This is a genomic window from Pseudomonas sp. NPDC090752 (genome assembly GCF_055584805.1).
Window position 1 is genome coordinate 193,694 of record NZ_JBVJLI010000008.1, and the last position, 25,330, is coordinate 219,023.

At 62.0% G+C, this 25,330-nt stretch carries 18 protein-coding genes and 1 pseudogene; 3 read left to right on the forward strand and 16 right to left on the reverse strand.

The window, feature by feature from the left end:
• Nucleotides 1-125 precede the first annotated feature (125 nt).
• The 15 genes from tssM to ACZ6YA_RS13690 form a co-directional block, all read right to left on the reverse strand.
• The gene (tssM, locus tag ACZ6YA_RS13620) at nt 126-2,621 is read right to left on the reverse strand and encodes a type VI secretion system membrane subunit TssM (protein WP_465897643.1); all 2,496 of its coding nucleotides are present in this window, start codon (nt 2,619-2,621) and stop codon (nt 126-128) included.
• Complete coding sequence (gene tagF / locus ACZ6YA_RS13625) at nt 2,618-3,526, reverse strand: type VI secretion system-associated protein TagF (RefSeq protein WP_465897644.1); 909 nt, start codon at nt 3,524-3,526, stop codon at nt 2,618-2,620. The genes tssM and tagF overlap by 4 nt, the downstream gene beginning before the upstream one ends.
• On the reverse strand, nt 3,523-7,323 hold the full coding sequence (locus ACZ6YA_RS13630) for a type VI secretion protein IcmF/TssM N-terminal domain-containing protein (RefSeq protein ID WP_465897645.1): 3,801 nt from the start codon (nt 7,321-7,323) through the stop codon (nt 3,523-3,525). Before ACZ6YA_RS13630 ends, tagF begins: the two co-directional genes overlap by 4 nt.
• A 30-nt stretch (nt 7,324-7,353) precedes the next feature.
• Nucleotides 7,354-8,070, reverse strand: a complete 717-nt coding sequence (icmH, locus tag ACZ6YA_RS13635) for a type IVB secretion system protein IcmH/DotU (protein WP_465897646.1) — start codon at nt 8,068-8,070, stop codon at nt 7,354-7,356.
• Nucleotides 8,067-9,410 (reverse strand): type VI secretion system baseplate subunit TssK, encoded by a 1,344-nt coding sequence (gene tssK, locus ACZ6YA_RS13640; protein ID WP_465897647.1) that lies wholly within the window; start codon nt 9,408-9,410, stop codon nt 8,067-8,069. Before tssK ends, icmH begins: the two co-directional genes overlap by 4 nt.
• Nucleotides 9,407-10,126: a type VI secretion system lipoprotein TssJ gene (gene tssJ / locus ACZ6YA_RS13645; RefSeq protein ID WP_465897648.1), complete on the reverse strand. Its 720-nt coding sequence runs from the start codon at nt 10,124-10,126 to the stop codon at nt 9,407-9,409. Before tssJ ends, tssK begins: the two co-directional genes overlap by 4 nt.
• A 25-nt stretch (nt 10,127-10,151) precedes the next feature.
• Nucleotides 10,152-12,749 (reverse strand): type VI secretion system ATPase TssH, encoded by a 2,598-nt coding sequence (gene tssH / locus ACZ6YA_RS13650; protein ID WP_465897649.1) that lies wholly within the window; start codon nt 12,747-12,749, stop codon nt 10,152-10,154.
• A complete protein-coding gene (gene tssG / locus ACZ6YA_RS13655) occupies nt 12,746-13,816 on the reverse strand; it encodes a type VI secretion system baseplate subunit TssG (protein ID WP_465897650.1) in 1,071 nt (356 codons plus the stop codon). Before tssG ends, tssH begins: the two co-directional genes overlap by 4 nt.
• Nucleotides 13,780-15,600: a type VI secretion system baseplate subunit TssF gene (gene tssF / locus ACZ6YA_RS13660; RefSeq protein ID WP_465897651.1), complete on the reverse strand. Its 1,821-nt coding sequence runs from the start codon at nt 15,598-15,600 to the stop codon at nt 13,780-13,782. Before tssF ends, tssG begins: the two co-directional genes overlap by 37 nt.
• Nucleotides 15,600-16,082 carry a type VI secretion system baseplate subunit TssE gene (gene tssE, locus ACZ6YA_RS13665; protein ID WP_465897652.1) on the reverse strand — a complete coding sequence of 161 codons (483 nt, stop codon included), beginning with the start codon at nt 16,080-16,082 and terminating at the stop codon, nt 15,600-15,602. Before tssE ends, tssF begins: the two co-directional genes overlap by 1 nt.
• Before the next feature lie 26 nt (nt 16,083-16,108).
• Nucleotides 16,109-17,611: a type VI secretion system contractile sheath large subunit gene (gene tssC, locus ACZ6YA_RS13670; RefSeq protein ID WP_465897653.1), complete on the reverse strand. Its 1,503-nt coding sequence runs from the start codon at nt 17,609-17,611 to the stop codon at nt 16,109-16,111.
• Nucleotides 17,612-17,625: 14 nt separating this feature from the next.
• Entirely contained in the window at nt 17,626-18,159 is a 534-nt protein-coding gene (gene tssB, locus ACZ6YA_RS13675; RefSeq protein ID WP_465897654.1) for a type VI secretion system contractile sheath small subunit, read from the reverse strand.
• A gap of 64 nt (nt 18,160-18,223) precedes the next feature.
• Entirely contained in the window at nt 18,224-18,973 is a 750-nt protein-coding gene (locus tag ACZ6YA_RS13680; protein WP_465897655.1) for a hypothetical protein, read from the reverse strand.
• A gap of 583 nt (nt 18,974-19,556) precedes the next feature.
• Complete coding sequence (locus ACZ6YA_RS13685) at nt 19,557-20,123, reverse strand: DUF6966 domain-containing protein (RefSeq protein WP_465897656.1); 567 nt, start codon at nt 20,121-20,123, stop codon at nt 19,557-19,559.
• Nucleotides 20,124-20,170: 47 nt separating this feature from the next.
• Nucleotides 20,171-20,719, reverse strand: a complete 549-nt coding sequence (locus tag ACZ6YA_RS13690; protein WP_465897669.1) for a hypothetical protein — start codon at nt 20,717-20,719, stop codon at nt 20,171-20,173.
• A 98-nt stretch (nt 20,720-20,817) separates the two neighbouring features.
• Between ACZ6YA_RS13690 and ACZ6YA_RS13695 the strand changes: the two are divergent.
• Nucleotides 20,818-21,021 (forward strand): annotated as a pseudogene (locus ACZ6YA_RS13695) (ADP-ribosylglycohydrolase family protein); the annotation flags it as partial.
• Nucleotides 21,022-21,736: 715 nt separating this feature from the next.
• On the opposite strand, the gene ACZ6YA_RS13700 reads toward ACZ6YA_RS13695, so the two are convergent.
• Nucleotides 21,737-22,039: an immunity protein Tsi6 family protein gene (locus tag ACZ6YA_RS13700; RefSeq protein WP_465897657.1), complete on the reverse strand. Its 303-nt coding sequence runs from the start codon at nt 22,037-22,039 to the stop codon at nt 21,737-21,739.
• A gap of 674 nt (nt 22,040-22,713) precedes the next feature.
• Here ACZ6YA_RS13700 and ACZ6YA_RS13705 point away from each other — a divergent pair.
• Entirely contained in the window at nt 22,714-24,195 is a 1,482-nt protein-coding gene (locus ACZ6YA_RS13705) for a DUF6861 domain-containing protein (protein ID WP_465897658.1), read from the forward strand.
• Entirely contained in the window at nt 24,192-25,301 is a 1,110-nt protein-coding gene (gene tri1, locus ACZ6YA_RS13710; protein ID WP_465897659.1) for an ADP-ribosylarginine hydrolase Tri1, read from the forward strand. The genes ACZ6YA_RS13705 and tri1 overlap by 4 nt, the downstream gene beginning before the upstream one ends.
• Nucleotides 25,302-25,330: the final 29 nt, after the last annotated feature.

A 25,330-nucleotide genomic window follows, 5' to 3' on the forward strand; every position in this document is an offset into this window, starting at 1 on the left:
ATCAATTAAAGGTCGCTCATGCGTCCCTTTGTGTTGACCCCTGTGACCGGCGTCAGCAGAGGTAGCTTGCCGCCACCCGGGCCTCCTCCTGTGAGGCCCGAGTGGCCGGTTCTTGCAGCGCGTCCTTAGTTGAGGCCGCGCACTTCGATTTCGACCCGGCGGTTGGGCTCCAGGCACTTGATCAATTGCGCCCGCGCTTGCTGCATGTCGCAGTTGACCAACGGCTTACGGCTGCCTTCACCCTGGGCCGTTACCAACTCGGCGGGCACGCCTTTGCCGACCAGATAGGTACGGATGGTCTGCGCCCGTTGTCGGGAAACTTGCAGGTTGCCTTGGGCATCGCCCAGTTGGTCGGCGTGGCCCGAGATGACGATCTTGCCGATATTCGGGGTGTTCAGCAGCTTGCTGGCGATTGCGCTCAGCTGGCTCTGGCCTTCGCTCTTGAGGCTTTGGAAATCAGCGCGAGCGAAGGCAAACAGCGTGTCGGACTCCAGGGTGATGGTTTCGATCGAGCGCAACGATTGGTTCAGCAGGCTGTTGATGTAGTTGCGCGAGCTGGACATCAGGAACGCGTTATCGAGAATGCGCGGCGCGTCTTGCTCGCGGATCTGGTCGCTGTAGAACACGATCTGTCGGCTGGCATACGCGTAATCCTGGTTGGCGGCGCCTTCACTGCCGGCGGCAATCATGCTCTTGCCACTGTGGCGGGCAATCGCCGGGTACCAGTAATCCGGCAGGTGCGCCTTGAGGAACGCCGGATCGGCCTTTTCCCGCTGGGCTGGCGAGAGCATCACGTAGGTATCCAGCGCCGCCGTGCCGAAGTCGGCGATCGACTGGGCGCGGTTGTCATGCGGGAGCGCCTCGGCCTCTACGCTGTCTACCCCGGTGACCGGCTGCAGCTCGCGGGAATTGCGCTGGTAGACCTTGAGCGTAGGCAACAGGGATAGCGTGCGGGTGAGGTTGTCTGCGGTAGGCTTGAGCATCACCTTCTGCAGCGTGGCGAAGTAATGCTTGCGCAGCACTGGCTCCACGGCATGACCCTGGTACAACCCCAGGCGCATGCCAAGCGGCACCGCTTGTTCGTGGTGTTGCTGGTAGTAGTGCGCGGCCCAGAAACGCAGGCGGTCGAGGCTTTGCCAGGCGGCGTATCGGCCAGGATCGGTTTGGTCAGCGCGCTTGGCCTGGGCCAATTCGTCGGCGATGGTGTCAAGTGTGGTGCGGTTGTTGACGTAGGACCAGCCCCACAGGCTGCACAGCAGCAGGCCCGTCAAGCTCGCGGCGCCCACCCAGGCGGCCTTGCGCCGGCGTTCGCGGTGGTTGCTGGTGTACAGCGCGACCAAATGCTGGTCGGGGATGATCACTTTGCGGAACAGGCTGTTGATAAACAGTGGCGCTGGCTGGCTGCCACCACTGGCCGCGCCATCGCCAGTTTCCAGGGCAAAGCGCTCGGCCACATGCTGGCCGTGGCTGCCCCACTGGGTTTCGTCGGCTTCCAGCGCGGCAGTGAAGTAGAAGCCACGTAGCAGTTCGGCATTCTGGTAGGGGTTGGCGCGTAACAGGCTGTCGACGAACTGTTGCAAGCGCGGCTTGAGCGCCGCCAGCTCAAGGGGAAAGCGGTAGGCCGCGTTGTTCTGCCGGGTGACCTGGATGTCCTGCTGCACCAGTTGTTGGCCCGCCACCTGTTGCCAGTAGTCGGTCAGCTCGTCCATGGCCTTGCCAAAACGTTGGCCCCAGTCTGCCTGTTCGAAGGCTTTGTGCGAGAAAGTCTTGCCCATTACCTCGCCACGCGCGCTGTCGTCCAGCTGGCGATAGAAGGGGGTGAAACCCGGGATCAGGTCACACTTGGTGAATACCAGGTAGATCGGCAGGCGTACTTCAAGCAATGTGCAGCTTTCCTGGATGCGTTCGCGCAGGCGCTTGGCCACCCGTTCCTGGTCCTCGGCCGAACCGTGCAGGATGTCGTCGATGCTGACGCTGACGATCAGGCCGTTGAGCGGGCGGCGCTGGCGGTGCTGGCGCAGCAGTTGCAGGAAACCGCGCCATTTGCCGGCCTCTTCAGGGCTGTTCATGTAGCGCCCGGCGGTGTCCAGCAGGACAGCTTCGGAGCTGAAGAACCAGTCGCAGTTGCGCGTGCCACCCAGGCCTGCCACGCGTGCGCCCTCGCGCTCGGCATAGGGGAAATTGAGCCCCGACTGGAGGATCATGGTGCTCTTGCCGGCGGCAGGCTGGCCGACTACCAAATACCAGGGCAGGGCATACAGCGCATCCTTGGCCGGCGTAGCACGTGGCTTGTTGCTGTGCAGGCGTTCGATGCTCTGCAGCAGGCGCTCGCGCAGCAGGCTGATTTCTTCGCGGTCGGCAGGCGTGGCATTGAGCACCGCCTGGTCGGCATCATCACGCAGCAGCGCCTCGAGGTTGTGGTGCTGGCCGGCGCCACGGTAAAGCAGCAGTACATAGCCTGCAGACAGCAGGAGGAACACGCCGATGCCTGCCAGCAGGCTATGCAGCGAGGCGAAGCCAAGGGCACGGCCGATCGCCCAGACCAGGAAGATCGCCAGGAAGAAGGCCAGCCCCAGCAGGTAGGGTTGATAGCGCAGGCAGTAGTACTTGATCTTGTTCATACAGGCGTCACATCCAACGCATCGACGAAGTGTTCGATGACGTGTTCAAGAGGTCGGTCGTAATCGTGCGAATGTGCCGGTTGTGCCAGCGGGCTTAACAGCTCCAGATGCTGACGGGCGTCGGCGGTGCCGCTGAGCAGGCGATAAGCCGTGCTGGCGTGACGCGAGGGGAAGCACAGCAGGCGCGGGTGCATGAAATCGTCGGCCAGCAGGCTGACCGCAGGCACACCTTGGCGCCTGCTCATCCGCGTCAGCCAGGTCAGCCACAGGTCGGCAGTCGGGTTTTTCAGGCCGCGCTCGGCCGGCAATGGCAACTCGATTGCGCCCTCGAAATCGCTGTGCAGCGATGCATGGGCAAGCCGCAGCCGTGCCAGCGCGGTGGCACTGTCGAAGGTTGGCCAGGAGCCATGCAGCGCACGGGCGACGTCGGCAAAGCTGAAATCGTGCAGGAATTTGGCATGCACCCGACGGAACAGGTCCAGGTCCTGGGCCTGAAGCGGACGCAGGGCGCTGATGCGCTGGAAAACACTGTCAGTCTCGGCGCCCTGTGCTGCCTGGTGTAGCAAAGGTTTGATCTGGGCGCTGAACAGTTCGCCAAGGGTGAACGGGTTGAGCAACGGTTCAGCGTCCTGGCGCTTGAGTAGCTGGAAGATGAAAAACGGGTAGCGCCGCTGGCTCGCATCGCGCGAGCTCAGCAGGCCGCCCAGCAGCCAGTTGCCATTGCGCGCCTGGTAGCTGAAAAAACACATCGGCAGCGCATCGAACAACGCCTGCCAGTCCTCGCGGTGGCGCATCGCCGCCAGCGAGGCCTGCAGCCAGGCGTCGAACTCGCAGACTTCCTCCGCCGCGCCATGCAGGCTGACGAAGTCCGCGCTCGACGGCAGCTTGCCGAAGCAACCGATCATTGTGCGCCCCTGCCCGCGTTGTTCAGCGCGCTGAGTGCCTTGACGTCGCCCAGGTCGGTCAGCTTGACGCCGCCGAAGTTGCGCACGATCAGGCTCACGCGGCCATTGGCGGTGTTCCAGCTGAAGCGTTGCTGGATGCCGTCGAGGTCGTCGACCCGGGCGCTTTCGTTCATGCGCAGCAGGCCCCAGCGGCCCGGGAAGTCGAACACGTTGAGGCGTGCGCCGCTCAGGGTCACCACGTCCAGGCGTGCACCCGGTGCGTTGCTGGTGCCCGGCCAGGCAAAGCGGTTCCAGCTGCTGCGCCCGTTGCGGTAGTGCTGCTCCTGGCCATCCAGGGTGAACACGATGTCGGTGAAATTGGCCGACGGTTCGAGCATGATCTCGAAGCCGTTGTCGCGGTCCGACAGGCTGGCGATCACCTGGCCCACGGAGCTGGCCTTGTCGATGCTGTTGAGCATGCCGGGGTTGACCAGCGCAGGCGCCTTGCCGTTGCTCAGGCCCAGGCCTTCACCGCCGGACAGGTTGCCGATTTCGTTGCGCTTGAAGCTTGGCAGCAGGCCGCTGTCGGGGTCGACGAAGCGCTGCAGGTCCTTGACCGACGCCTCGTTGCGGCTGCCGGTAGCGATCGGGTAGCGGTGCGCCATGACCTGTTCCCAGGGCTTGGCGATCTGTTGCGCCCAGGCCTTGGCGATCTGCTGGCCGGCCGGGTCGCGCAGGGTTTCCCAGGCGTACTGGATGGGCAGGCTGAACAGTCCCTGCAGCGACCGCGACAGGCCGTCCTGGCTGGTGTCGACGCTGGTTTCCACGTAGTTGCGCACGGTGGTCACTTCGCTCGGCTGGCCTTCCAGGGTTTCGCTGATCAGCAGCTTGCTGCCTTTGCCGACGTCCTGGGAGCGCTGGATATTGTTCATGCGCACCTTGAGCTTGCGCAGCGCGGCCAGGTAACGGTCCATGATGGTGCTGTCGGCGCCCTCGGCGTTGTTGGCCGCGAACACTCGCGCCACCGGCTCGAAGCGTTTGGCCAGGCTACCGTCATCAACAGCGGGAAGGCTTGGGGTCAGAGCATCTGGCATGACATCCTTGGCGTCGTCCCACAGGCCGCTGACCTTGCTCCAGAAACCGTCTACGCGAGCGTTGCCGATCTGCGCGACTTCACGTTGAACCGGCAGGTCCCACTGGGTGTTGTCATTGACCGCCGCCAGCAGGTTCTTCACCGGCGAGTTCTGCACGTCGCTGAGCAGCCCAAGGTGCTCGGTTGCCGAGGCCAGGTCGGCGAAGTGGCGCACGCCGACGCTGCTGACCATCTTGTACCAGGCCTGGGTGTAGTCACGCTTGTAGCGGTTCATGAACTCGCGCACGAAGTTGGCTTTCTGCACGATGGCATCGCCGCCTTCACCGTCGAGTACCCAGTCGGTGTCGTTGCGCAGGTTGCCCGACACCAGCTTGATCAGCTCAGGCTTGACGAAGGTGTCCCAGCCCTGGCGGGTGTAGATCGCCGGTACGCCTGCCGAGCTGTACAGCAAGGCGCGGCCAGGCATCGGCACCAGGTCGCTGAGGCTCAAGGCCGGGAACTGGCGGCTCGACTCCAACTGCAGGCGCAGGTACTCGCGGTCGACCAGCGAGCTGGAAATCATGAAAGATTTCAGGTTCTGCCGGGTCTCGTCGATCAACTGTTCGTTACGTGGCAGCGACGGTGCCTGCCCTTGTTCGAGTAGCTGCACATAGAGCGGCGCGTTCTCGTTGATCACGCCGTCCTCGGCCGGTGCGCTCTCGGTGGCCGCAGCCCAGGCCTGCGGCAGGCTGGCGGCGACGAACGCCGGGTCGGGGTGGGCCTGAGGTTCGGTCAGCAGCAGGTACAGTTTGAGGGTGTTGTAGGCCTCGATGATCGACGCGACTTGTTGCTCATCCAGGCGCCCGAGCATCTCTTCGGAGAGCGATAGGCCGCCGGTGGTGACGGACAATTCGGCGGCATCGCTGGCGCTGGCCAGGTTGACCTTGGCCGCGTAGGCGCCGCCACGGGTATTGTTCAGCGCGGCCTGGGCCTTGGCCGCCAGACGTGGCGTCAGCGGCTTGCCATTGCGACTTTTCGGCGCCGGAGTGAACTCCAGTTCCTGGTTGATGCCGCTGGCAAAGGTATTGAAAGCGCGCATCTGCACCTGCAGATTGCGGGCAATCGGCTCCAGTGCCTGGCTGCGCAGTTGCGCCAGGTAGGCACTGCGCGCGACCTGGTGAATTGCCTCGCCATGGTACAGGCCAGCGCTCAGCTGCAGTGGCACGCCTTGCAGGCGGTGGACCTCGACGGTCGCCATCTGGCCGCGCAGCACTTCCAGGCCTTTGCCTGCAGCCAGCAGTTGATCGCGATCAGTCGATTGTTCGATCTCCGCCAGTTGGCCGCGCAGGTTGTCCAGCCATTGGCGGTTGTTGGCGAACGACAGCGCCTGCCAGCCGATGAAGGCCACCCCGGCGGCGGCAGCCAGGCCCAGCAACAGCGGGCTTGCGGCCTGGCGGCCCTGGCGCGACTGGTACAGGGTCAGGTCGCGGTCGGGGAAGATGACTTTGCGGAAGGTGTCGGTGATGAAATAGCTGCGGTTGCCCTGCGTTTTACTGCTGGCCTGGTTGCCTTCTTCGTAGGCCGCCTGCAGGGCGAAGTCGTCGGCGATGGCATCTTCGTAGACCTGGCCCAGGTGCTGTTCGGTCTGCAGCGCGCTGGTGAAGTACAGCCCGCGCAGCAGCAGTGGCGCAGCGCTGCCATGGCCACGGGTGAACTGTTCGAGGAACTGCACCAGTACGCCATTGAGCTCGGCAAAGTATTGCGGGAAGTTGAGCAAGGTGCTGTCGACGTCCGCGCCCAGGTGGATCATCTGCGCATCGACATGCTGGCGGATGTGGTCCTGCAGGTTCTTCAAGCGGGTGTTGAGCACCGCGTGCAAACCGTTGTTGCGGATTTCCGACAGGCCAAAGGTCATGCCCAGCGGCTGCTGGCGCTGATGCAGGTCCAGCCCCTCGAAGGCCTGGTTGAAGCCTGGCAATTGGTCGGTCTTGCTCAGCATCAGGTAGATGGGCGGATTGCTGCCCAGGCACTCAGCGTATTCCTCGACCCGCGCCACCAGCTGAGCAGCCAGGGCAACACGCGCGTCGCTGTTGGACTCCAACAGCTCCGGCAGGCTGATCACCAGCACCAGGCCGTTGATCGCGGCCTTGCCCCGTTGCTTGCGCAGCATGCGCAAGAAGGCCGAGAACTCGCTGGCGGACTGGTCGTCGCGCAGGTAACGGCCGGCAGTATCGATCATCACCGCTTCAGGGCTGAAGTACCAGTCGCAGTGCTGGGTACCGCTTTCGCTGTCATTGGCCGTGGCGATGCTTGCCGACAGGCCCGAGTGGGTCAGCAGCGAAGTCTTGCCGGCGGCCGACATGCCGATCACCAGGTACCAGGGCAGGTCTGACAGCGCGGCCTTGCCACCACCGCCGGCGGAGCGGTCGGTCCGCAGCATGGCGATGGCATGCTTGAGGCGTTCGCGCAGCACTTGCTGATCGCGGAATTCGCCAGTGGCATTCCACGAGCGATCGACCTCGATCTGCAGCAGGTTCTCCAGGTTGTGCTCGGCACGGATGCGTTGGTACTGGCGCAGCACGATCACCAGCAGGAAGCAGGCACTGATGATGGCCAGCGCTTCGGGCACATGGTGGCGCAGCCACGGCACCACGGGCGCCACCAGCCAGCAGATCAACAGGCTCACCAGCCACAGCAGTGGCAGGAGAATCCAGAAACTCTTCAACAGACGCAGTAATGTTTTCATGTCTTCCTGACTCGGCTACCTGAGGTGTGCTCAGGCACTGAACAGCTGGCGGATTTGTTCGGAAAGGGCGGCGACGTCCTTGTCCAGCAACCAGTCGAGTGTCAGGTAAACCGCGACACAGACCAGCGCGATCAGCACCAGGTACACCCACAACGGCACTTCATGACGCAGCATCTGCGACACCTGGTCGGGCAGGGCCCAGTCCGGCGACAGCGCTTTGGGCGGCTTGCGGTAGCGCGCGATGTCCTGGCCCAGGGAATTGGCCAAATAACGCAGCTGGTCTTTCTGGCCGAGGCTGAATTTGCCCTCGAAACCCAACGCCAGACACAGGTGATAAACCTCCAGCACCTCGAGGTTTTGTTTGACGTCGGCGCGCAGGGCGTCGACTTTTTCAAAGAAGCCCTCGCCAGCCAGGTGTACGCCGAAGTAGCGGAACTGCAGCGGCTGCAGCTCGAAGTGCCGGCGCAGCTCGTTATCGCCCGAGCGCAGCACGCTTTCGTCGAGGAACGCGCACAGGGCGTACTGGGTGTCCTTGACCTGTTCGACACTGTAATTGGCAGCGCGGGCGTCGCGCTCGAGGTTAGCGAAGAAGCGCTCGACGCTGCCTTCGAATGCCTGTACGGAAGTGACTTCGCGACCCCGGCGAACGATCAGCGCCATGCTGATGAAGTCCTGGACCAGGTCCTTGAGGGTCGGTTTGCCATCGGCGGCCGCAACGGCGCCCTGTTGCAGTACAGCTTCGGTCATTTGAGCACCGCCATCAGTTCAAGCTTGAGGTTGGTAAAGGCGCTGGGCGCGTAGAAGCAGATGGTCTGGGCGTTCATCATCCGCTCGTAGACGTTGCCGTGTGGCTCGATGGCGAAGTACTGGTTGTCCAGGCGCACCGGGATCGCATTGGGCAGCCGCGCGGCATGGTTGAGCGTGACCCCGGGCATGGCGCTGTTGACCACCACTTCGATGTCTTCCGGCGAGCCGACCTTGAACGCCCGCGGCACCAGCTCCAGCAGGCTGGCACCGGGCATGTCGGCCTGCACGGAGATATAGAAGTCGGCCTCGGCCAGGCGCGGGTCACGCAGTTGCCCCTGCCAGTAGGACGGCTTGGTCTGGTTGAGGTTGATGACGATGCACTGGTTGGGCACGACGTTGTCGAGCATCACTCGGATCATCTCGTCGAGCTTGACCAGCGAAGCGGCTGGGTCGTGGTGGTCGTACTCGGGGAGGTCGCTGAGCTGGGTATCCAGGGTGAACGTCAGCAGGCCGCCGGCCAGGTCGGCCAGGAACAGGTACAGGCGCTCCGGGTGCAAGCGCGGATGGGCCAGCAGGTGAGCCAGTTGCGGGTGAGCGCGGTTAACAGTGTTCAACAGCCAGAACAACGTCACGTCGCTGGAGCCGAACTCGGCGATCTGGTCTGCACGTTCACGGCGCCGGCCCGACAGCGCTTTGCTCTTGGCCTGCAAGGCGCCGAGCAAGCGTTTGCCGATACCGGCCAAGGTCTCGTGGTTGCCCAGGTGCAGGGTCGGGTGAACGAAGTGCGGGTCGAGGTTGAAGCCGCCCATGCTGTTGCGCGTCAGCTTGGCCAGCGGGCAATGGCTGTAGCCATCGAGACTGTCGCCGTCGACCAGCAGCACCACGTTCAGGCGCAGGCTGGTGATTTCGTTTTCCAGCTCGCCCTCGTTGAGGTCGGGGAGGGTGTCGAACTGCTTGCGGAAGCGCCGTGAGGCCTTGTGCTCCTGGCCGTCCTCGACATAGTTGAGGCCAAACGGCTCGGGCAGCTTGAGCGCCGCATAGACCTTCAGGTCGTTGGCCTTGAGCAGGTCCTTGAGGTCGCGTGCGGCCGGCAGCGGGTCGTGTTGCGGCGCGTCGTACAGGCTGCCGTCGGGGAACACCAGTTTCAGGCGCTTGAGCTGCAGCGAACCGTTGGCCAGGGCATCCTCGTCCACCTGCAATGCCTGCACGCCCCAGTGGAACGGGGTGCCACGCAGGGTCGCCTCGGCCAGCTGGTGCTGGTGGAATTCATCCTGATACTGGAAGTGCTGGGGCAGCAGGAACATGCCTTCCGACCACATCACCCGGCTCTGCTTGCTCATTTGACGCTATCCACTAAAGAGTTGAAGGTTGAATCCATGGCTTTCTGCGCCGACTGGCCGGCGGCATCGGTGGCCTTGTCGATCAGCGCGTCCTGCACCTTGTCGCCCAGGGTCGGCGCTGCGTCTTTGCTCTGTGCAGCCGCCAGTTGCTGAGCGGTCGGTGGCTTGTTGAGGACATCCTCGCCACGCATCGCGGTGATCGCGGTCTTGTCGACCAGAATGCGCAGGCCGTCCGAAGAGAACCAGATGCCGTCCTTGCGCAACGAGTTGGCATCGAAAGCGACTTTCCAGCGGGCATCCTGTTCATCGCGGAAGAACGCCGCCACGCCGACGTAACGCGCACTCTTTGCCAGCGGCCACTGGTCGACCTGGCCGATGCCCGGCAGCAGGGTGAGCTCGCGGGCTTCCACCAAGGTGTTGCCAAGGGCTTTTTCCGGGGCATCCCACAGGGTGTCGGCATCGGTCGCGGCGAAGCGTTCGAGGTCGGTCAGCTGGTACACGCGCATCACCACCGACAGGGGTTTGCCCTCGACATCGGGGTTGAGCTGGTTGCCGCCATCGGAGGTCAGGATGACCTTCTCGCTGTCGGCCAGCATGTCGGCCGCCCAGCTGTCGTCCATGCGCTTGCCGATGCGGTCGGTGACCCCGCAGCCGGCGAGCGCCAGCAGCAGGACGACGGCGCTCAGGCGCATGAGTGGGGTGTGCTTGTGGTGCATGACGGCTAAACCTCCAGGTACGCGTTCAGGCCAGGCGATAGGCGAAGTCGCCATCGCTGCCCAGTTCGATCGTCAAGCGCTCGATCGGCGCGTCCTGGGCCATGCGTTCGAGCACGTGCTGGGCCAGTTCGGGCATCAAGGTGCGCGACAGGATGTTGTCGATGTTGCGCGCGCCGCTGTCGACCTCGGTGCAGCGCGCCGCGATGGCCTTGACCAGGGCGTCGTCGTAGCTCAGCTCGGCCTGGTGGTTGCGGGCGAAGCGCTTGGCGATGCGGTCGAGCTTGAGGGCTACGATGCGCTCGAGGATCTGGTCCTGCACCGGGTAGAACGGCACGATGCTCAGGCGGCCGAGGAAGGCCGGCTTGAACACCCGGTTGAGTTCGTCGCGCAGGCCCTCGACGATGGCCTCGGGCGTGGGCAGTGTCTCGGCGTTCAAGCAGGTCTGCATGATGCGTTCGGTGCCGGTGTTGGAGGTGAGGATGATCACCGTGTTGCGGAAGTTGATCTCGCGGCCTTCGCCATCGTCCAGCACGCCCTTGTCGAACACCTGGAAGAACAGTTCGAGCACGTCAGGGTGGGCCTTTTCCACTTCGTCCAGCAGGACCACACTGTACGGTTTGCGGCGCACGGCTTCGGTCAGCACGCCGCCTTCGCCGTAGCCGACGTAGCCGGGCGGGGAGCCCTTGAGGCTCGACACGGTGTGGGCCTCCTGGTACTCGGACATGTTGATGGTGATCAGGTTGCGCTCGCCGCCGTACAGGGTGTCGGCCAGGGCCAGCGCAGTTTCGGTCTTGCCGACGCCGCTGGGACCGAGCAGCAGGAACACGCCGATCGGTTTGTTCGGGTCTTCCATGCGCGCACGGGAAATCTTGATGCGCTTGCCGATCTCGTGCAGCGCGTGGTCCTGGCCCAGCACGCGTTCGCCGAGCAGGGCTGGCAGGCGCTGCACGGTATCGATTTCGTCACGCAGCATCTTGCCCAGCGGGATGCCGGTCCAGCCGCTGATCACCTGGGCGATGGCACCGGCGTCGACCAGGGCGTGCACCAGTGGCTGGTCGCCTTGCACCTGGCTGAGTTCGGCGCGCAGGGCGTTGAGTTGCTCGGCGTCGGCTTGCGTGGCGCTGTCCAGTGCCTTGAGTTGCTCGACCAGCTCCAGCTCTTGCTGCCACTGAGCGGTCAGCCGCTGCTCTTGTTCCTGCTCAGCCTGCAGGGCGCTTTGCAGCTCGCCAAGGCGGCGCTCATGGTCGTGGCCTTTGCCGGCTTCGTGGTCGAGCACGGCGATTTCGGCTTGCAGGTTATCGATGTGGCGGCGGCTGTCCTCCAGCGCACCGGGCTGCGACGATTGCGCCAGGGCGATGCGGGCGCAGGCGGTGTCGAGCACGCTGACGGCCTTGTCGGGCAACTGGCGGCCGGTGATGTAGCGGTTGGACAGGCGCACGGCCTGCACCAGCGCTTCGTCCATCACCGCCACCTTGTGGTGTTCGCGCATCTTGCCGAGCAGGCCGCGCAGCATGTGGATGGCCTTGTCTTCGTCGGGCTCTTCGACCTTGACCACCTGGAAGCGGCGGGCGAGGGCGGCGTCCTTCTCGAAGTACTTCTTGTACTCGGCCCAGGTGGTGGCGGCGATGGTACGCAGCTCACCACGGGCCAGGGCTGGCTTGAGCAGGTTGGCGGCATCGTTCTGCCCGGCCTGGCCGCCGGAACCGATCAGGGTGTGGGCTTCGTCGATGAACAGGATGATGGGATGAACGCTGCGCTTGACCTCTTCGATGACCGACTTCAGGCGGTTCTCGAACTCGCCCTTGACCCCGGCGCCGGCTTGCAGCAGGCCCAAGTCGAGAGTGTGCAGCGCCACCTCCTTGAGTACCGTCGGCACGTCACCCTGGGCAATGCGCAGGGCCAGGCCTTCGACCACGGCAGTCTTGCCGACACCGGCTTCGCCGGTGAGGATCGGGTTGTTCTGGCGGCGGCGGGTGAGGATGTCGACCATCTGCCGCACTTCGAACTCGCGGCCGAGCACCGGGTCGATGCGGCCTTCGCGGGCACTCTGGGTAAGGTTGACGGTGTATTGATCCAGGGCCGGCGTCTTGCCACCGACTTTGCCTGCATTCGCCACCGGCGCTGCCGGGCTGGCCAAGGGGCTGGCATGTTTCGATTCGGCGCTGCCTTCGACCAGGGCGCTGAGGTTCAGGCGCAGGTCGTCGGCGTTGATCTTTTCCAGCTCCGGTGCCGAGGCGATCACCACGCGGCGCAGTTCGGCGTCGTCGAGCAGTGCTTGCAGCAGATGGGCGCTGCGTACCTGGCCGACGCCGTATTCGATCGAGGCCAGTACCCAGGCTTGTTCGATCATGCGGGTGATGTGCGGCGACAGCGCCGGGGTGCGGGTGTTGCCCTTCTTGAAGGTGCCCAGGGCAGTGACCAATTGAGCTTGCAGGCGCTCGGCGACCACGTCGTAGTGGCGCAGGATGGGCGGCAGGTCGCAGTCGCTGTTGTCGAGCAGCTGCAGCAGCAAGTGCTCGACCTCGACATCGTAATGATGCTCAGACAGGCACAGGGCCGCCGCGCTTTCAGTGGCCGTGCGGCTGGTTTCGTTGAGCTTGGCGAACAGAGACTTCAGGTTCACAAGGCGACCCCATCGTAAGGAATATGGAAAACGGCGCAACGCGAAGGCTCCGCGTCACGGCCAGGGCGTTTGAGCCAGCCCAGCCAGCCCAGCGAGACGTTGCCGCTGCGGCCAAGTTGGGCGCGCGGTACGGCCTCGCGCTTGAGGCGAGGGGCGATTTCGAAGTCAAGCTCAGCGCCTACATAGAAGCGCACCAGCTCGACCAGCTTGTTGTAGTCCTCGGTGCCGGGCTGAAAACGCTGGTAATCGGCCAGCGCCAGGGGGCCCAGCTCGATGCGGATGCACGACTGGTAATCCCACACGCGGTTACCGGCCACCGCGCTGCGGCCCAGCTGGGCGTTCTTGCGGCCCAGCTGGGTGCACTGCTCTGGCTGCAAGTTGAGCCAGCGGCCGGCGAACTGCTTGACCTGGATCGGCAGGCCGAAATAGAAGCCGAGCATCCGCTCCAGGTTCAGCGCATTACGCGGCTTCTGGCTGAGCAGCCCGGCGAAGTAGCTGAACAGTTCGCGGCGCAGCACCGGCTGTTGGCGCTCGAATTTCAACTGCTGGGCACGCGGGCCCAGGCCGACCAGGTTGAGCAGGTAGCCATCGAAGCCCGAAGTGCCGTTGCGCTCGTGCTCGATATGGAACTTGTACTTCTGCCAGGCTTCGTAGAACAGCGTGGTCATGCGGTGCGAGAAGATGTCGAGAAACGCATGGGCGGCATCGTCGCGGTACTGCACGTGGCGCTCCAGCAGCAGCTCGGTGTACGGGCGCGGCAGCACGCCCGACGGCCCGACCAGGCCCATGAAGGTCACCTGGACTTCCGACAGCGGCAACCCGGCGGTCGACACCTTGCCCTCGCGCTCGAAGTGCAGGTCGCTGACCTCGCTGGCGGGGAACGCCAGCGACAGCTGACTGCGAAAACGCAGCGGGTCCTCGTGCGGCCGGGTCGCCAGGTCCATGCGCCCGGTGCGGCTGTAGTGCAGGCGGAGCAAGCGCACCAACTGAAAGAATTCGAATCGGTGCGGCTCGGCTCTGGCTTGATCGATCAGACCAGGGGCTGATCGCCAGTTCGTGCTGGCCATTGGACGACTCTCTTTTCTCGTTGTTGGGTACGCAGGGTCAGTTGGGTGAAGCTGTTCATCGAGCAGTACTGGCCGAAGAAGTGATCCAGCACCATGCCGAACAGGAACACGCCGCTGCCGGTGAACTGGCTTTCGTCGAAGGTCAGGGTGATGCCCACGCCGCGCACGAAGTTCGGCCGCGGGTGGCCGATGCGTGCGACCACCGGTTCACTGCTGATCGTCTTGATGCCGTTGATCTGTTTGCGGATGGCCGACACGTTGCGGTAGTTGTACAGCGACAGCAGTTCGAGCAGCACTTCGCGGCCCTGGCTGACCAGCGACAGGTGGTTGAGCGACAGGTGCGCGATCAACCGCCAGATCAGGCCTTTGCCCAGCGGTACGCGCACGGTGGCCGTGGGCTTGCGCAGGCAGCGGATGTCCTTGATCACCGAGTTGGCCGGGATGTTGAAGTCACCACGCTCGCCACCGAACGGCAGCATCAAGGGCACATCGCGGTTGCTGCAGGTGAGGCTGATGCTGAGGGTGTCGCTGTTGCCGTCGATCAGTTCCAGGTCGCGGTCCACCACGCGGATGCTCATGGCGGTGGCGTCGCCCTGGTTGCGCCGGCGGGCGATCCAGAAGCTGTTGTGCGGGTCTTGCTCGCCACGCGGCTCGAAGAACGGCTGGCAGGTGCCGACGTGGTCGATGCCGCCCAGCTTGCGCACGCGGCGCACGCGGTCGATCGAGACCACTTCGGCGGCGTTGTGCAGACGAATGTCGGGGGTGACCGGGTACTCGTGCTGGGTATGGGTGAGCTTGACCGGCTCGGCCTGCTGGCGGAACAGGTTGATGATCGGCGTGCAGTTGAGCTTGAAGTTGTTGCGCCCGATGTTCTGGGTCAGCCGCGCCAGGCGCTCGCTGAGGTCGTAGTCGTTGAAGTAGAAGTTGATCTCGACCTGTTCGATGGCCTTGCCCTGCAGGATGCGGGCAAACCCGCAGAGGTCGAAGAACATGAATTTGTCGGGGAAGGTGAAGTACTCGTGCAGCAGGCGGTAGCCCAGGAACGAGCGCTCGGAATAGTCCACCAGGCCCTCGTCGCGGGCATAGCCAACGGCTTTCAGGGCATCGGCAGGCAGGGCGACTTCACGGCTGCGGCCTTCATCCTGGAAGCTCAGGGTGGCTTTGGCCAGGTTGTTGAACAGCAGCTCGTACAGCTGGTGCATGAGCGTCGCTTCGCCATCGAGGAAGAAGCGCAAACGATCAACTTCCATCTGGCCGAACAGGGTATTGCTGGTGGCTTGCAGGCGAATGCGCAGCCGCGCTACCAGGTCGGCGCTGTGGCCGTTGAACGCTGAGCGCTCCATCTCGGCGAACGAAGCCTGTTGCACGGCAATCGGCCACAATTCCACCGGGTAGCAAGTGCGGAATTTGCACACCACGCCTTCGACGGCATTGGCGTGCATCTCGGTGTGCCGGGCCACGCGGTAGGCTTCGGTGACTTTCTCGTGCTTGCCCAGGCTCAGCTCGGCGATCGACATCGACGGGGTAGGGCGCAGGTAGTGCGGGTACAGCACCTCAAGGAACGACTCGACGATTTCCGGAAACTCGTCATCGAGCTTTTTATGCACGCGCGCCGACAGGAACGAGAACGCTTCGATCAAACGCTCGGTGTGCGGGTCTTCGCAGTTGTCGCCCTCGATCAGCAGCCGCGAGGCGATTTTCGGGTACTGCGCAGCAAACTCCTGGCCGAGGAAGCGCAGGTGCGACAGTTCCTTTTCGTAATAGGGCAGCAGTTCGTCGAGCATCAGTTGAGGTTCTGCACTTTGTATTCCTGGGTGTTGACCTGCAGCACGGCGTCGAATGACACCTGGCGGCTGATGTCCTGCAGGCGCAACACGGCGTCCACGCGGAAGGTCAACATGCGGTGGCCGTTCTGCTGGGCCAACAGCTGTACACGGACCCGGCGAAAACGCCGGTCACCGGTAGTGATCGCCCGCTCCAGCTGTTGCTGGATCAGGCGGCGGTCGTGCGGATCGAGCACGCTGCGGCTGATGAAGTCGGGCATGCCGTATTCAAGGATGGAACCACCGAGCTGGCTGAAGCCGTCGAGCTCCTCGGCGACCAGGGACTGGCGGGTATTCACCAGTACCTCCAGGTCGCGGACGATGCTCGCCTTGTACTCGGCCAGCGAACAGGTGCGCTGCAGGGCCGGCTCGGCCGACTGGTAAGGACGGTCGTCCAGCAGTCGGTCGAGCAGCGAGGGCAGCAGGCGGGCCTGGTTACTCATGTGTCATCCCTGTACACACCGGCCGGTCAGCCGCGGGCGCCTTGCGGCAGTTCGGCGACCAGGCGCAGCGAGGCGGTCAGTTCGTCGAGCTGGTAGTGCGGGCGCAGGTAAGTCACGGCCTTGTACACGCCAGGCTTGCCTGGCACTTCGAACACCTCGGCGCGGGCTTCGCGCAGCGGGAACTTGGCCTTGGCTTCCTGGCTGGCGGTGTCGTCGAGCAGCACGTAGCTGGCCAGCCACTGGTTGAGGAAGCGCTCGACATCCATGCGCGAAGCGAAGCTGCCGATCTTGTCGCGCATGATCGCCTTCATGTAGTGGGCGATACGCGAGGTGGCGAAGATGTACTGCAGCTGCGCCGACAGGCGTGCGTTGGCATTGGCGATGTCGGTGTTGTACTGCTTCTGCTTCTGCGTCGACTGGGTGCCGAAGAACGCGGCGTAGTCGGTGCCCTTGCAGTGCACCAGCGGAATGAAGCCAAGGTCGGACAGCTCTTTTTCGCGGCGGTCGGTGATGGCGATTTCGGTCGGGCACTTGAGGGCGATTTCGCCGTCGTCGGTCTTGAAGGTGTGGGTCGGCAGGCCTTCGACCAGGCCGCCACCTTCGACGCCGCGGATCGCCACACACCAGCCGTAGCGGGCGAAGGCATCGGTGACGCGGGTGCCGAGGGCGTAGGCGGCGTTCATCCACAGGTACTTGTTGTGGTCACGGCCGTCGACGCTTTCGACGAAGTTGAATTCTTCCACCGGGGTGGTATCCGGGCCATACGGCAGGCGGCCCAGCACGTGTGGCAGGGTCAGGCCGACATAACGAGAATCTTCCGAAGCGCGGAACGACTTCCACTTGGCGTATTCGACGGTGTCGAAGATTTTTGCCAGGTCGCGCGGGCCCGACATATCGGTGAACGAATCCCAACCGAACAGCTCCGGCGAGGCGGCCGAAATGAACGGCGCGTGAGCCGCGGCGGCCACGTGCGAAATCTCTTCGAGCAGGTACATATCTTCGGGGTTGCGGTTGAACTCGTAGTCACCGATCAGCATGCCGAACGGGGCGCCACCGAAGGTGCCGTACTCTTCTTCGTAGACCTTCTTGAACAGCGCGCTCTGGTCGAATTCGCTGGCGGCCTTGAGGTCGCGCACCAGGTCTTTCTTCGAGGCGTTGAGCAGGTGGATCTTCAGCGTGGTGCTGGTTTCGGTCTGGTCGACCTGGTACTTCAGGCCGCGCCAGGACGCTTCCAGCTGCTGGAATTCACGGGCGTGCATGATCTCGTTCATCTGCTCGGAGAGCATCGAATCGATTTCGGCGATGCGCGCGTCGAGCACGGCGATCAGGTCCTTGCTCGGGGTCATCTCACCCTCGAGCACCTGGTTGACCAGCTCACCGATCAGGTCGCGGGTGCGGTTGCGCTCGGTGTCGGAGCGGGCCACACGGCTTTGCGAAATGATGCTGTCGAGCAGCGAGGCCTGGGGGGCGAAGTTTTCCACTTCGACCAGGTCGGTGTCCTGTTGCGGCAATGTTTGCTTGTCGGTCATCGTCTGGCTCCTGCTTACTCTTTGCCGTCGGTGGCGGGGACGGCGGCCTCGCGACCGAATTCCTTGCCCAGGGTTTTCAGCTTCTCGGTGTTCTGCAGCACGTCCATCAGCAGCTCTTCGAGCTTGTCGTTGCCACCCATCTTGTTGCGCAGGTCGGCCAGCTTGTTACGCACTTCCAGCAGCTTGCGCAGCGGCTCGACCTGCTTGACCACGTTCTGCGGCTCGAAGTCTTCCAGGCTGTTGAAGTTCAGTTCGACGCCCAGTTGAGTGCCGTTTTTGGCCAGGGTGTTGTCGACGCGGTAGGTCAGGCGCGGCTTGATGCCCTTGAGCACGCCGTTGAAATTGTCGCGGTCGATGAAGACGAACTTGCGGTCCTTGAGCTTGGGCAAAGGTTCCAGCGGGTTGCCGGAGAAGTCGCCCAGCACGCCGACGACAAAGGGCAGCTCTTTTTTCTCGAGCGCATCGCCGATGTCCACGTCGTAGGTGATATGGACCCGAGGCGCGCGGATGCGGTCGAGTTTGTGCTGGGTACTTTCCTTCTTCGCCATCGTGTTCTCCAGTGCGAGCAATTCGCTGCGAATCATTGCGCGGCCCGTTGCCGGGCCCTGCGCGTTACAGACCTTCGATCGTCGCCAGCAGGCGCTGACGGATTTCGTCGTTCATTTCCAGAATGTTGTCGCGCCCCACCAGCTCTTCGAAACTGGTGTTGCCGGCAATTTGCGTGCTGCTACGGATGACCGAATCGTCCGGAAGTTCCGAACGCACCGGCGAGCTGATGATGCAGAAGGGCAGGTCGCCCAGGCCCTTGAGGCGCTCGAAGCTCAGGCTGAAACGAAGGCCTTCGAACAGCCGGCCAAGGCCCGGCGACTTGCTCAGGCAGTAGAACAGCACCAGGTAGTGCACCACGAAGCGGTACAGCTCGGCGCTGCTGCGGTTGGGGTCGTTGATCACGCTGCGAAAGCGCGCCAGCTCGAAGCCCTGGAAGCCCACCACCCAGCGCACCGGGCTGGTGATACGGATGACCTGGCCGCTCGGGGCGAGGACCTTGTCGTATTCCAGGGGGAAGAGTTCGGGGGTGGTGCTGATGAGGTTGAGCGGCACTTCCAGTTCGCTGACCAGCTGGAAGGGCGCGGCCGAGCCGATGCGCTCGTAGAGTTCGATAAGCGACTGGAAGTGGCCCTGGGTTTCGCGCCCGCTGCTGCGCTGCGCGCCCTGCAGGTATTCGCCGAACAAGTTTTGCGGACGAATCAGCGGCGCCGCGGTGGCGAGGTAATCCGACGCCTGCGCCTTCAACGCATCGGCAATCGCCCGCGTCTGGCTGCGCAGCTTGATCAGTGCTTCGACATCGAATGTCTGAGTCATCGGTACATCGTCCATGAGCCTTTTGAATCGTCCTGATACGCCGGTGGCGCGGACTTGAAACTCGGTACTGGCACATGAATATCGTGTTGCCAGCAATGCCGTGTAGGGCACCTCGCGTTTGAAGAAGTTCCAGCGAGGGCGGCGATTTTTTCGTTGTTTGTGACGCGGCGCAATGATGTCGCATTGATATTGCTTGCGCGTTTTGGGCACGCAAAATAGGGGCTTGGCCCCACGGGGAAGGGGTTTCAGGCGACACAAACGGTCTAGAAAAAAGATCAAAAAATGTTTAACAAAAGGTGAAGCAGGTCTCATTTCTGGCAGTGTGAAATTCCACGCGAAGCGCTTTATTCCGGGCCATCCAATGATGGCAATGCGACGGAATACGGCGCATGGGGCGCCTTCGTGCGAGCAACCGCCTTGCTCAAAATTTAAAAAATTGCGCGATTCCTGTGGGAGCGGGCTTGCCCCGCGAACACGGGCGCAGCCCGTGCCATCTTGCGCGGTGTCTGTTTCGCGGGACAAGCCCGCTCCCACAGGATTAGGCGGCGCACTCGCAGGCTTTTGTAGACTCAGACCCGCTTTGCTACCGCAGCTTGTTGTCTGCCAATCGCCCCGCAAGCCCCCAGTCATACAACCATCCAAGCAGCTCATGGAGCTCATCAGTGGCCTCAATCAGAACCACGCCCTCGCGATACAGCACCTGATCACATAGCGAACCCATGCCGCAATACATGGCCAACATCCTCTTGCGAACCTCATGACTGTCGACCAACAGCCTCACGCGAAGGCCCTCGATACCGCGGGCCCAGTCGGAGCATTCCCCATCGCGCAAAAGCCAGGCAATGCGCGCCATGACCGCTGCCACTTCTGCCACGCTCAAATCGCATCCATCCGCAGTGCCCCGGTTAGCCCCCGGTTGCATTATCAGCGCATGATCTATCAGCCGACGGCGGCACCTGATTACGGTTGGCACGGCGGCTGCCGGATCGCGCATCCAGGTGTCGAAGCGAGCCTGCTCGATCGCGTAGTACTCCTCGTAATCGACCAAGCCATTGCTGACCGGTATTGAGAGGTAACGGCGGTTGGAGCTTGCCTCGGTGCCCAAGGAGAATCGGAATTCAGTGCTGGTGAAGGTATCGCAGAACTGCATCTTGGTTCCTCGTCGACCGTGTCGTTTGGCGGCAGGGGTTGAAGCTGCTACCTGCCGTCCACCTGAACGCACATGTTCTTGTTCCCGACAACTTTGCACGGCCAGTGGTCGTTGATGTAAGAATCGGGCTTGAAGCACACGCGCTCATCGTTCACCCAGAACATTTGCCATCCGGAGCCTGAGATCCGCAGTTTGGGGCAAGACCAGTAGTCCTTGGCCAGCAGCGTGGCGCAGGTCACTGCGATGATTACAGGGGCAGCGCACATCATCGCAAGCGTCAGCTGATAGGAGCGCAACTGGAACGCATACAGCCATGATTTCACAGGCGGGTCGAACTTGCGGCCAGTCCAGGCGCAGTACGCGCTTGTCACGATTATCACGGGTGTGACCGGGATCGCGGAGATCGCTAGGAAGGCCATGAGGGGCGTCTCAACGACTGGCGCATTACGGTATAGACGACCGTAGAGCGGAATGAGCGCCTCCCAGAGCGCGTAGAGCGCAATTGCGCCTACGCCGAGCATACCGAGACCGAGGCCAATGGCCGTCAGCCTGAACAGGATGGGCGACCTGATGTGCAGTTCAGGATGGTTTTTCACGTGCTTGCAGCGCTCCTTGCTGAGTTTCATTTTGCTATGGCCAGACGCCCGCTGGCATCGGTGCCAAGGCGCCAGATGACCTGCACACTTCGCTTCTGCCATTCCGCCTGGCGCCTGGTGAGTGGACACACGATACCAGCATGGCCCTGTGCCTGGCAGTCACCTACGCAGCCAAGGGTGAGTTCGATTACGCGACCTTTGCCGATGCACTGGTGCGCTGGTACCGCCAAGGCGAGAACAGCGTCAACGGCCGCTGCTTCGACATAGGCAATGTCACGCGACGCGCCCTCGAAGGTTGGGAAACAATGCGGGTGAATACAAGTTGAAAACCCGCGGGAAGATCAGGTCGTCCGGCTACGTGGTCGACACCTTGGGGTGCAGCGACGTCGGTGATGTTGGCGCTCGCGCCCGTCGTGTTGGTGCTCCTGGCCTACGCGGTAACTTATTGCTGGCGTAGCACAAGCGACATTTTTCATTACAAAGGACTACGTGTTGAAACCATCGAGCCGCCCCAGAAAGTCCAGTGGTGGCAAGCGGGAAAACCGTCAATATATATTCATGGACATTGAAACGATTCAGAGCATGCGTGCTGCCTTGTGGCTGGGCAGGCTGTTCGCCGTGAGGGCGCGCCGATGTTCACAAAAAACTATGCCGCCATGGTCAAGAGCCGCTTCACGCGCTGTCTGCTGGCAATGTGGTTACTCATCCATGTTAAGGCATAATTTTTTCCCATCTACCATTTTGCAGGGCCATCTATTGTCTGTGTAACTATCAGGCACGAAACAGAAACCGGGGTGGCTTACCCAATAGGTCTGCCAAGCCGAGCCAGATTTTCTCAATTGTGGGCACGTTGTATAGTCCAGGGCGTTGAGTGTCAGCGTGGTGGCAAACCCACGGCAGAGCAGATCAAGAGCGTCAGTGCGGCAGAGAGTCTGAATTTCAAGGTGGCAATACCTAAAACCTGTCAAAGGTAGCAGTGGAGTTCCCAGTCGCTGGCGGCCAGCATTCCCTCAGCATTTATTCTTCGCCAGGTAGGCGAATTTTCAGGCCGTTAGCTGACTGTTCTGCAATGTAATAAACTTGGGATAAAGCCATGGCGAGCTCCCTATCTGTTGGCTCGAACTCTTTGATGGCGATAGCGCCAATCGTGAGCCGGTGCAGTTTGGATTTATCCTTCTCGGTACCGTCGAATACGGTCCTGATGTACCTCAATTGATCAATTACAGTCGCGTAGATCGGAAACCCAGAGAACCGGTTTTGGCGGTTGATTGCAAGCAACAGGGCTTTGTCTACATACTCGAGTGGTGAGGTCGGTTTCATCAGTCACGTGGGCCTATAAGCTTGAAGAGCGCTTTCTGGGTGGAGGTTGCCTGCCTCGCTCCAGCAAGTATTTGTACGGGGCTCGGCTGTTCGGAGCAGTCATCCAGCACGGGCGCAGAAATCTTCGCAACACGGAAGCTTTGCCTGACCCTTTCATTGCTCGATGGCCTTTCTGCACGCTACCTGTATATCTCGTTGAAAATCGTCGTTGATATGTCCCATATCGCTCATACAAAAACCTCATGAAGTCATCCATAAGCCATTAAGCCCTTTTCGTTACCGTGATGCAGCGGATTCATGGTAGCCGTTCGCAATGTGCTCCCCGAATGGTCATCTCAATTGCACCAGCGCATGGACTGCACGTTGCAGTCCGACGCACCCGTATTGCCCCGTATCACGCCCGCCTGGATTAGCGACAAACCTTGCACGCTATCACATGCCCAGACACTCGACTTTGCGCGAGGCGCTCTGCTTGGCTTGGCGATCGGTGAGCTCCGCGCTCGATGATGATCTTTTGCCATCATTGCTGCACCGTGCATCCTTGAGGAAAATGCGGCTGGGCGGAATTTTTCGCAGAAGCTGTAGTCGGACGCCTGTGCGCCATCGATGTGCCATCAATGCCTCGCTGCATAATCCGGCAAGCACGCCATCTTCAAAGGACTGTGATGTAAAAAATGGACCTTTTAACCAATGTCCCCAGCTGGGGAGACATCGAGCGCAACCTCGAGCAAAAGCTTAGCGCGGCCAACCAGAGCATCAGTCAGGGATGGCAGAGCGCTCATGATGGTTGGGACGGTTTTTCCCGGCGGCTCAGCGATGGCGCAAGCCAGGCCTATGGCTACATGGGTGGCAACCGCATCGACAACGTCCAGCAGGCGCTGGCAATGTCTTACCCAATTCTTCAGGAAAACCTCAAGCGCAAATGGGCCTCGATCGGGATCGAGCAGATTCTGCCGGTGCTGCTGGAGCTGGTCAAAGAAGTGTGCATGATCCTGGGTGGCAGTGTTGCGGTGGGTACTGCCGCAGGAGGCGCACTCGGCGCGCTGGCTTTCGGTGTCGGTGCAGCACCAGGGGCCGTGGCCGGAGCCGGGATCGGTTTACAGGTTGGAAACCTGATTCTCATGGCGTTGGGCTTGTCAGCGATCGCTGAGTATTTTTATCGGGGGCTACCGGCATGCCTCTCCACATTGCACGATGGCCTTGTCGGCGCCTGGACCGCTGAGGAGGGGGTCAGGCCGGCGGGTCTTGACCCTTCCGGCGGCTCTGCGGCCCTGGTACAGGAGCGTGTCGAGCGCGCCGCCCGCCAGCTGGCACAGGGCCAGGCGCAACTGGTTTTGCTTTTGCTTACCGCCATTGTGACCTACCTGCTGAGAGGTCAGGTCAAGTCGGCTGTGGTTGGCAGCGTGGAGAGTATCGCAACCCGCAGTGCCAAGCTCCAGGCAGAGATAGCCAACAAGCAATTCGCGGCGTGGCTCGCCAGAAACGAAGCGAAACTATTGGCTCAGCCGGAATTGCAGATCAAGGAAGCGACGCCGCTGCAAAAAGTCGAGCTGCCAGAGATCGTACGTAAACCTGAGGTGCAAGCGAGTGCCAAGCCAACACCGGTGCCGGTGATGTCCTTGCGCGACGCCGTTGGGCACGACCTCGCCGAATACTGGATCGATGCTGGCCGGCGACGAGCGAACGTGGCACACGGCGATCTTTCGGCACTGCTGACTGACGATCAGATTGGTGCCCTTCATGGTTACACGCTCAACGGCTACAACGCTATCAACCCGGCTTTGAGAGGCAAGGCCGTGATGACGCCTCAGCTCGAAGCCTTTGCTCATCACATCAACGAAGGGTTGGCGCGATTGCCCAACTTTACGGGCGCTCAAACCTGGCGTGGCACGACGCTGGATGCGGATGTGCTGTCCAGAATGCAAATGGGCATGCCAACCAGCGACCTGGCATTCATGAGCACATCGGCAGAACAAGCCAGGGCGTTCGGTGGTAACGTCAAGATGATGATTCGCGGCACCTCGGGCAAGGATATCGCTTTCCTGTCCGGGCATCCTGAAGCCGAAATTCTGTATCCCTCCGGGACACAGTTCCAGATCCTCAATAGAATCGAGCAAGGTTCTGTTACCCACTTCCTGCTTGAAGAAATCCCATGATCGATTTGAGAAGTTCCAACGAAGTAATGTCGGAGTACGTTGAGCGTTATGCGCATTTGCTGCCGGAGCCGTCACCACGGCTGCAGCAACGTATGGACTATAACCTCAAGCCGGATGCGCCCACGCCTGCCAATTCCAAGCCTGCCTGGTTGGTATCCAGAGAATGCACGCTGACTACCGAGCAAGCGCTCGATCGTGCAAAGGGTGCCTTGCTCGGGTTGGCTATCGGCGATGCGGTCGGTACGACCCTGGAGTTTCTGCCACGGGACCGTGCACAAGTCACCGATATGGTTGGCGGCGGGCCTTTCCGGTTGGCGGCAGGCGAGTGGACCGACGACACGAGTATGGCGCTTTGCCTGGCTGATACTTACCTAGCAGCAAACAAATTTGATTTTGCGACCAATGCCGAAGCGTTGGTGCGCTGGTACCGGAATGGCGAAAACAGCGCTAACGGGCGGTGCTTCGACATCGGTAATGCCACCCGCAATGCACTCGAAGGTTGGGAGCGCGAAGGCGTGAGGTGGTCAGGGAATCGCGAGCCGTCTACAGCTGGGAATGGCTCGCTCATCCGGCTGGCACCCACCGCCATTTTCCGCCGTCACCTGCTCTCGGTTACCTGGCGTGAAAGCGGCGCGCAGAGCAACGTGACCCACAAAGCGCTGGAAGCAGTCAATTGCTGCCAGATGTTTGGGACATTGTTGCATCTTGCGCTCAATGGCGCGGACAAGCAGGAAGCACTCGCATCGAGAGAAATGGCCCTCTATCCCCGGCCGCTGGTGATCAATGCGGGAGAATACAAGCTTAAAAATCGCGAGATGATTCGTTCGTCCGGTTATGTGGTCGATACGTTGGAGGCGGCGTTATGGGCGGTATGGAATACCGATAATTTCCGTGATGCGATCTTGTTGGCGGCGAACCTGGGCGATGATGCCGACAGTGTGGCGGCGACGGCAGGGCAGCTTGCCGGTGCTCTTTACGGTGTTTCAGGAATGCCACCTGAATGGGTTGCAAAAGTAGCCTGGTCAGAGCATATCCAGGGGCTGGCCGCCACGCTCTTTGAGCGTGCGCCTCACCATGATCAACTGGACTCGGAGATTTACGGATAGGTAACCTGGCCGCTCGACAATGTGAACCA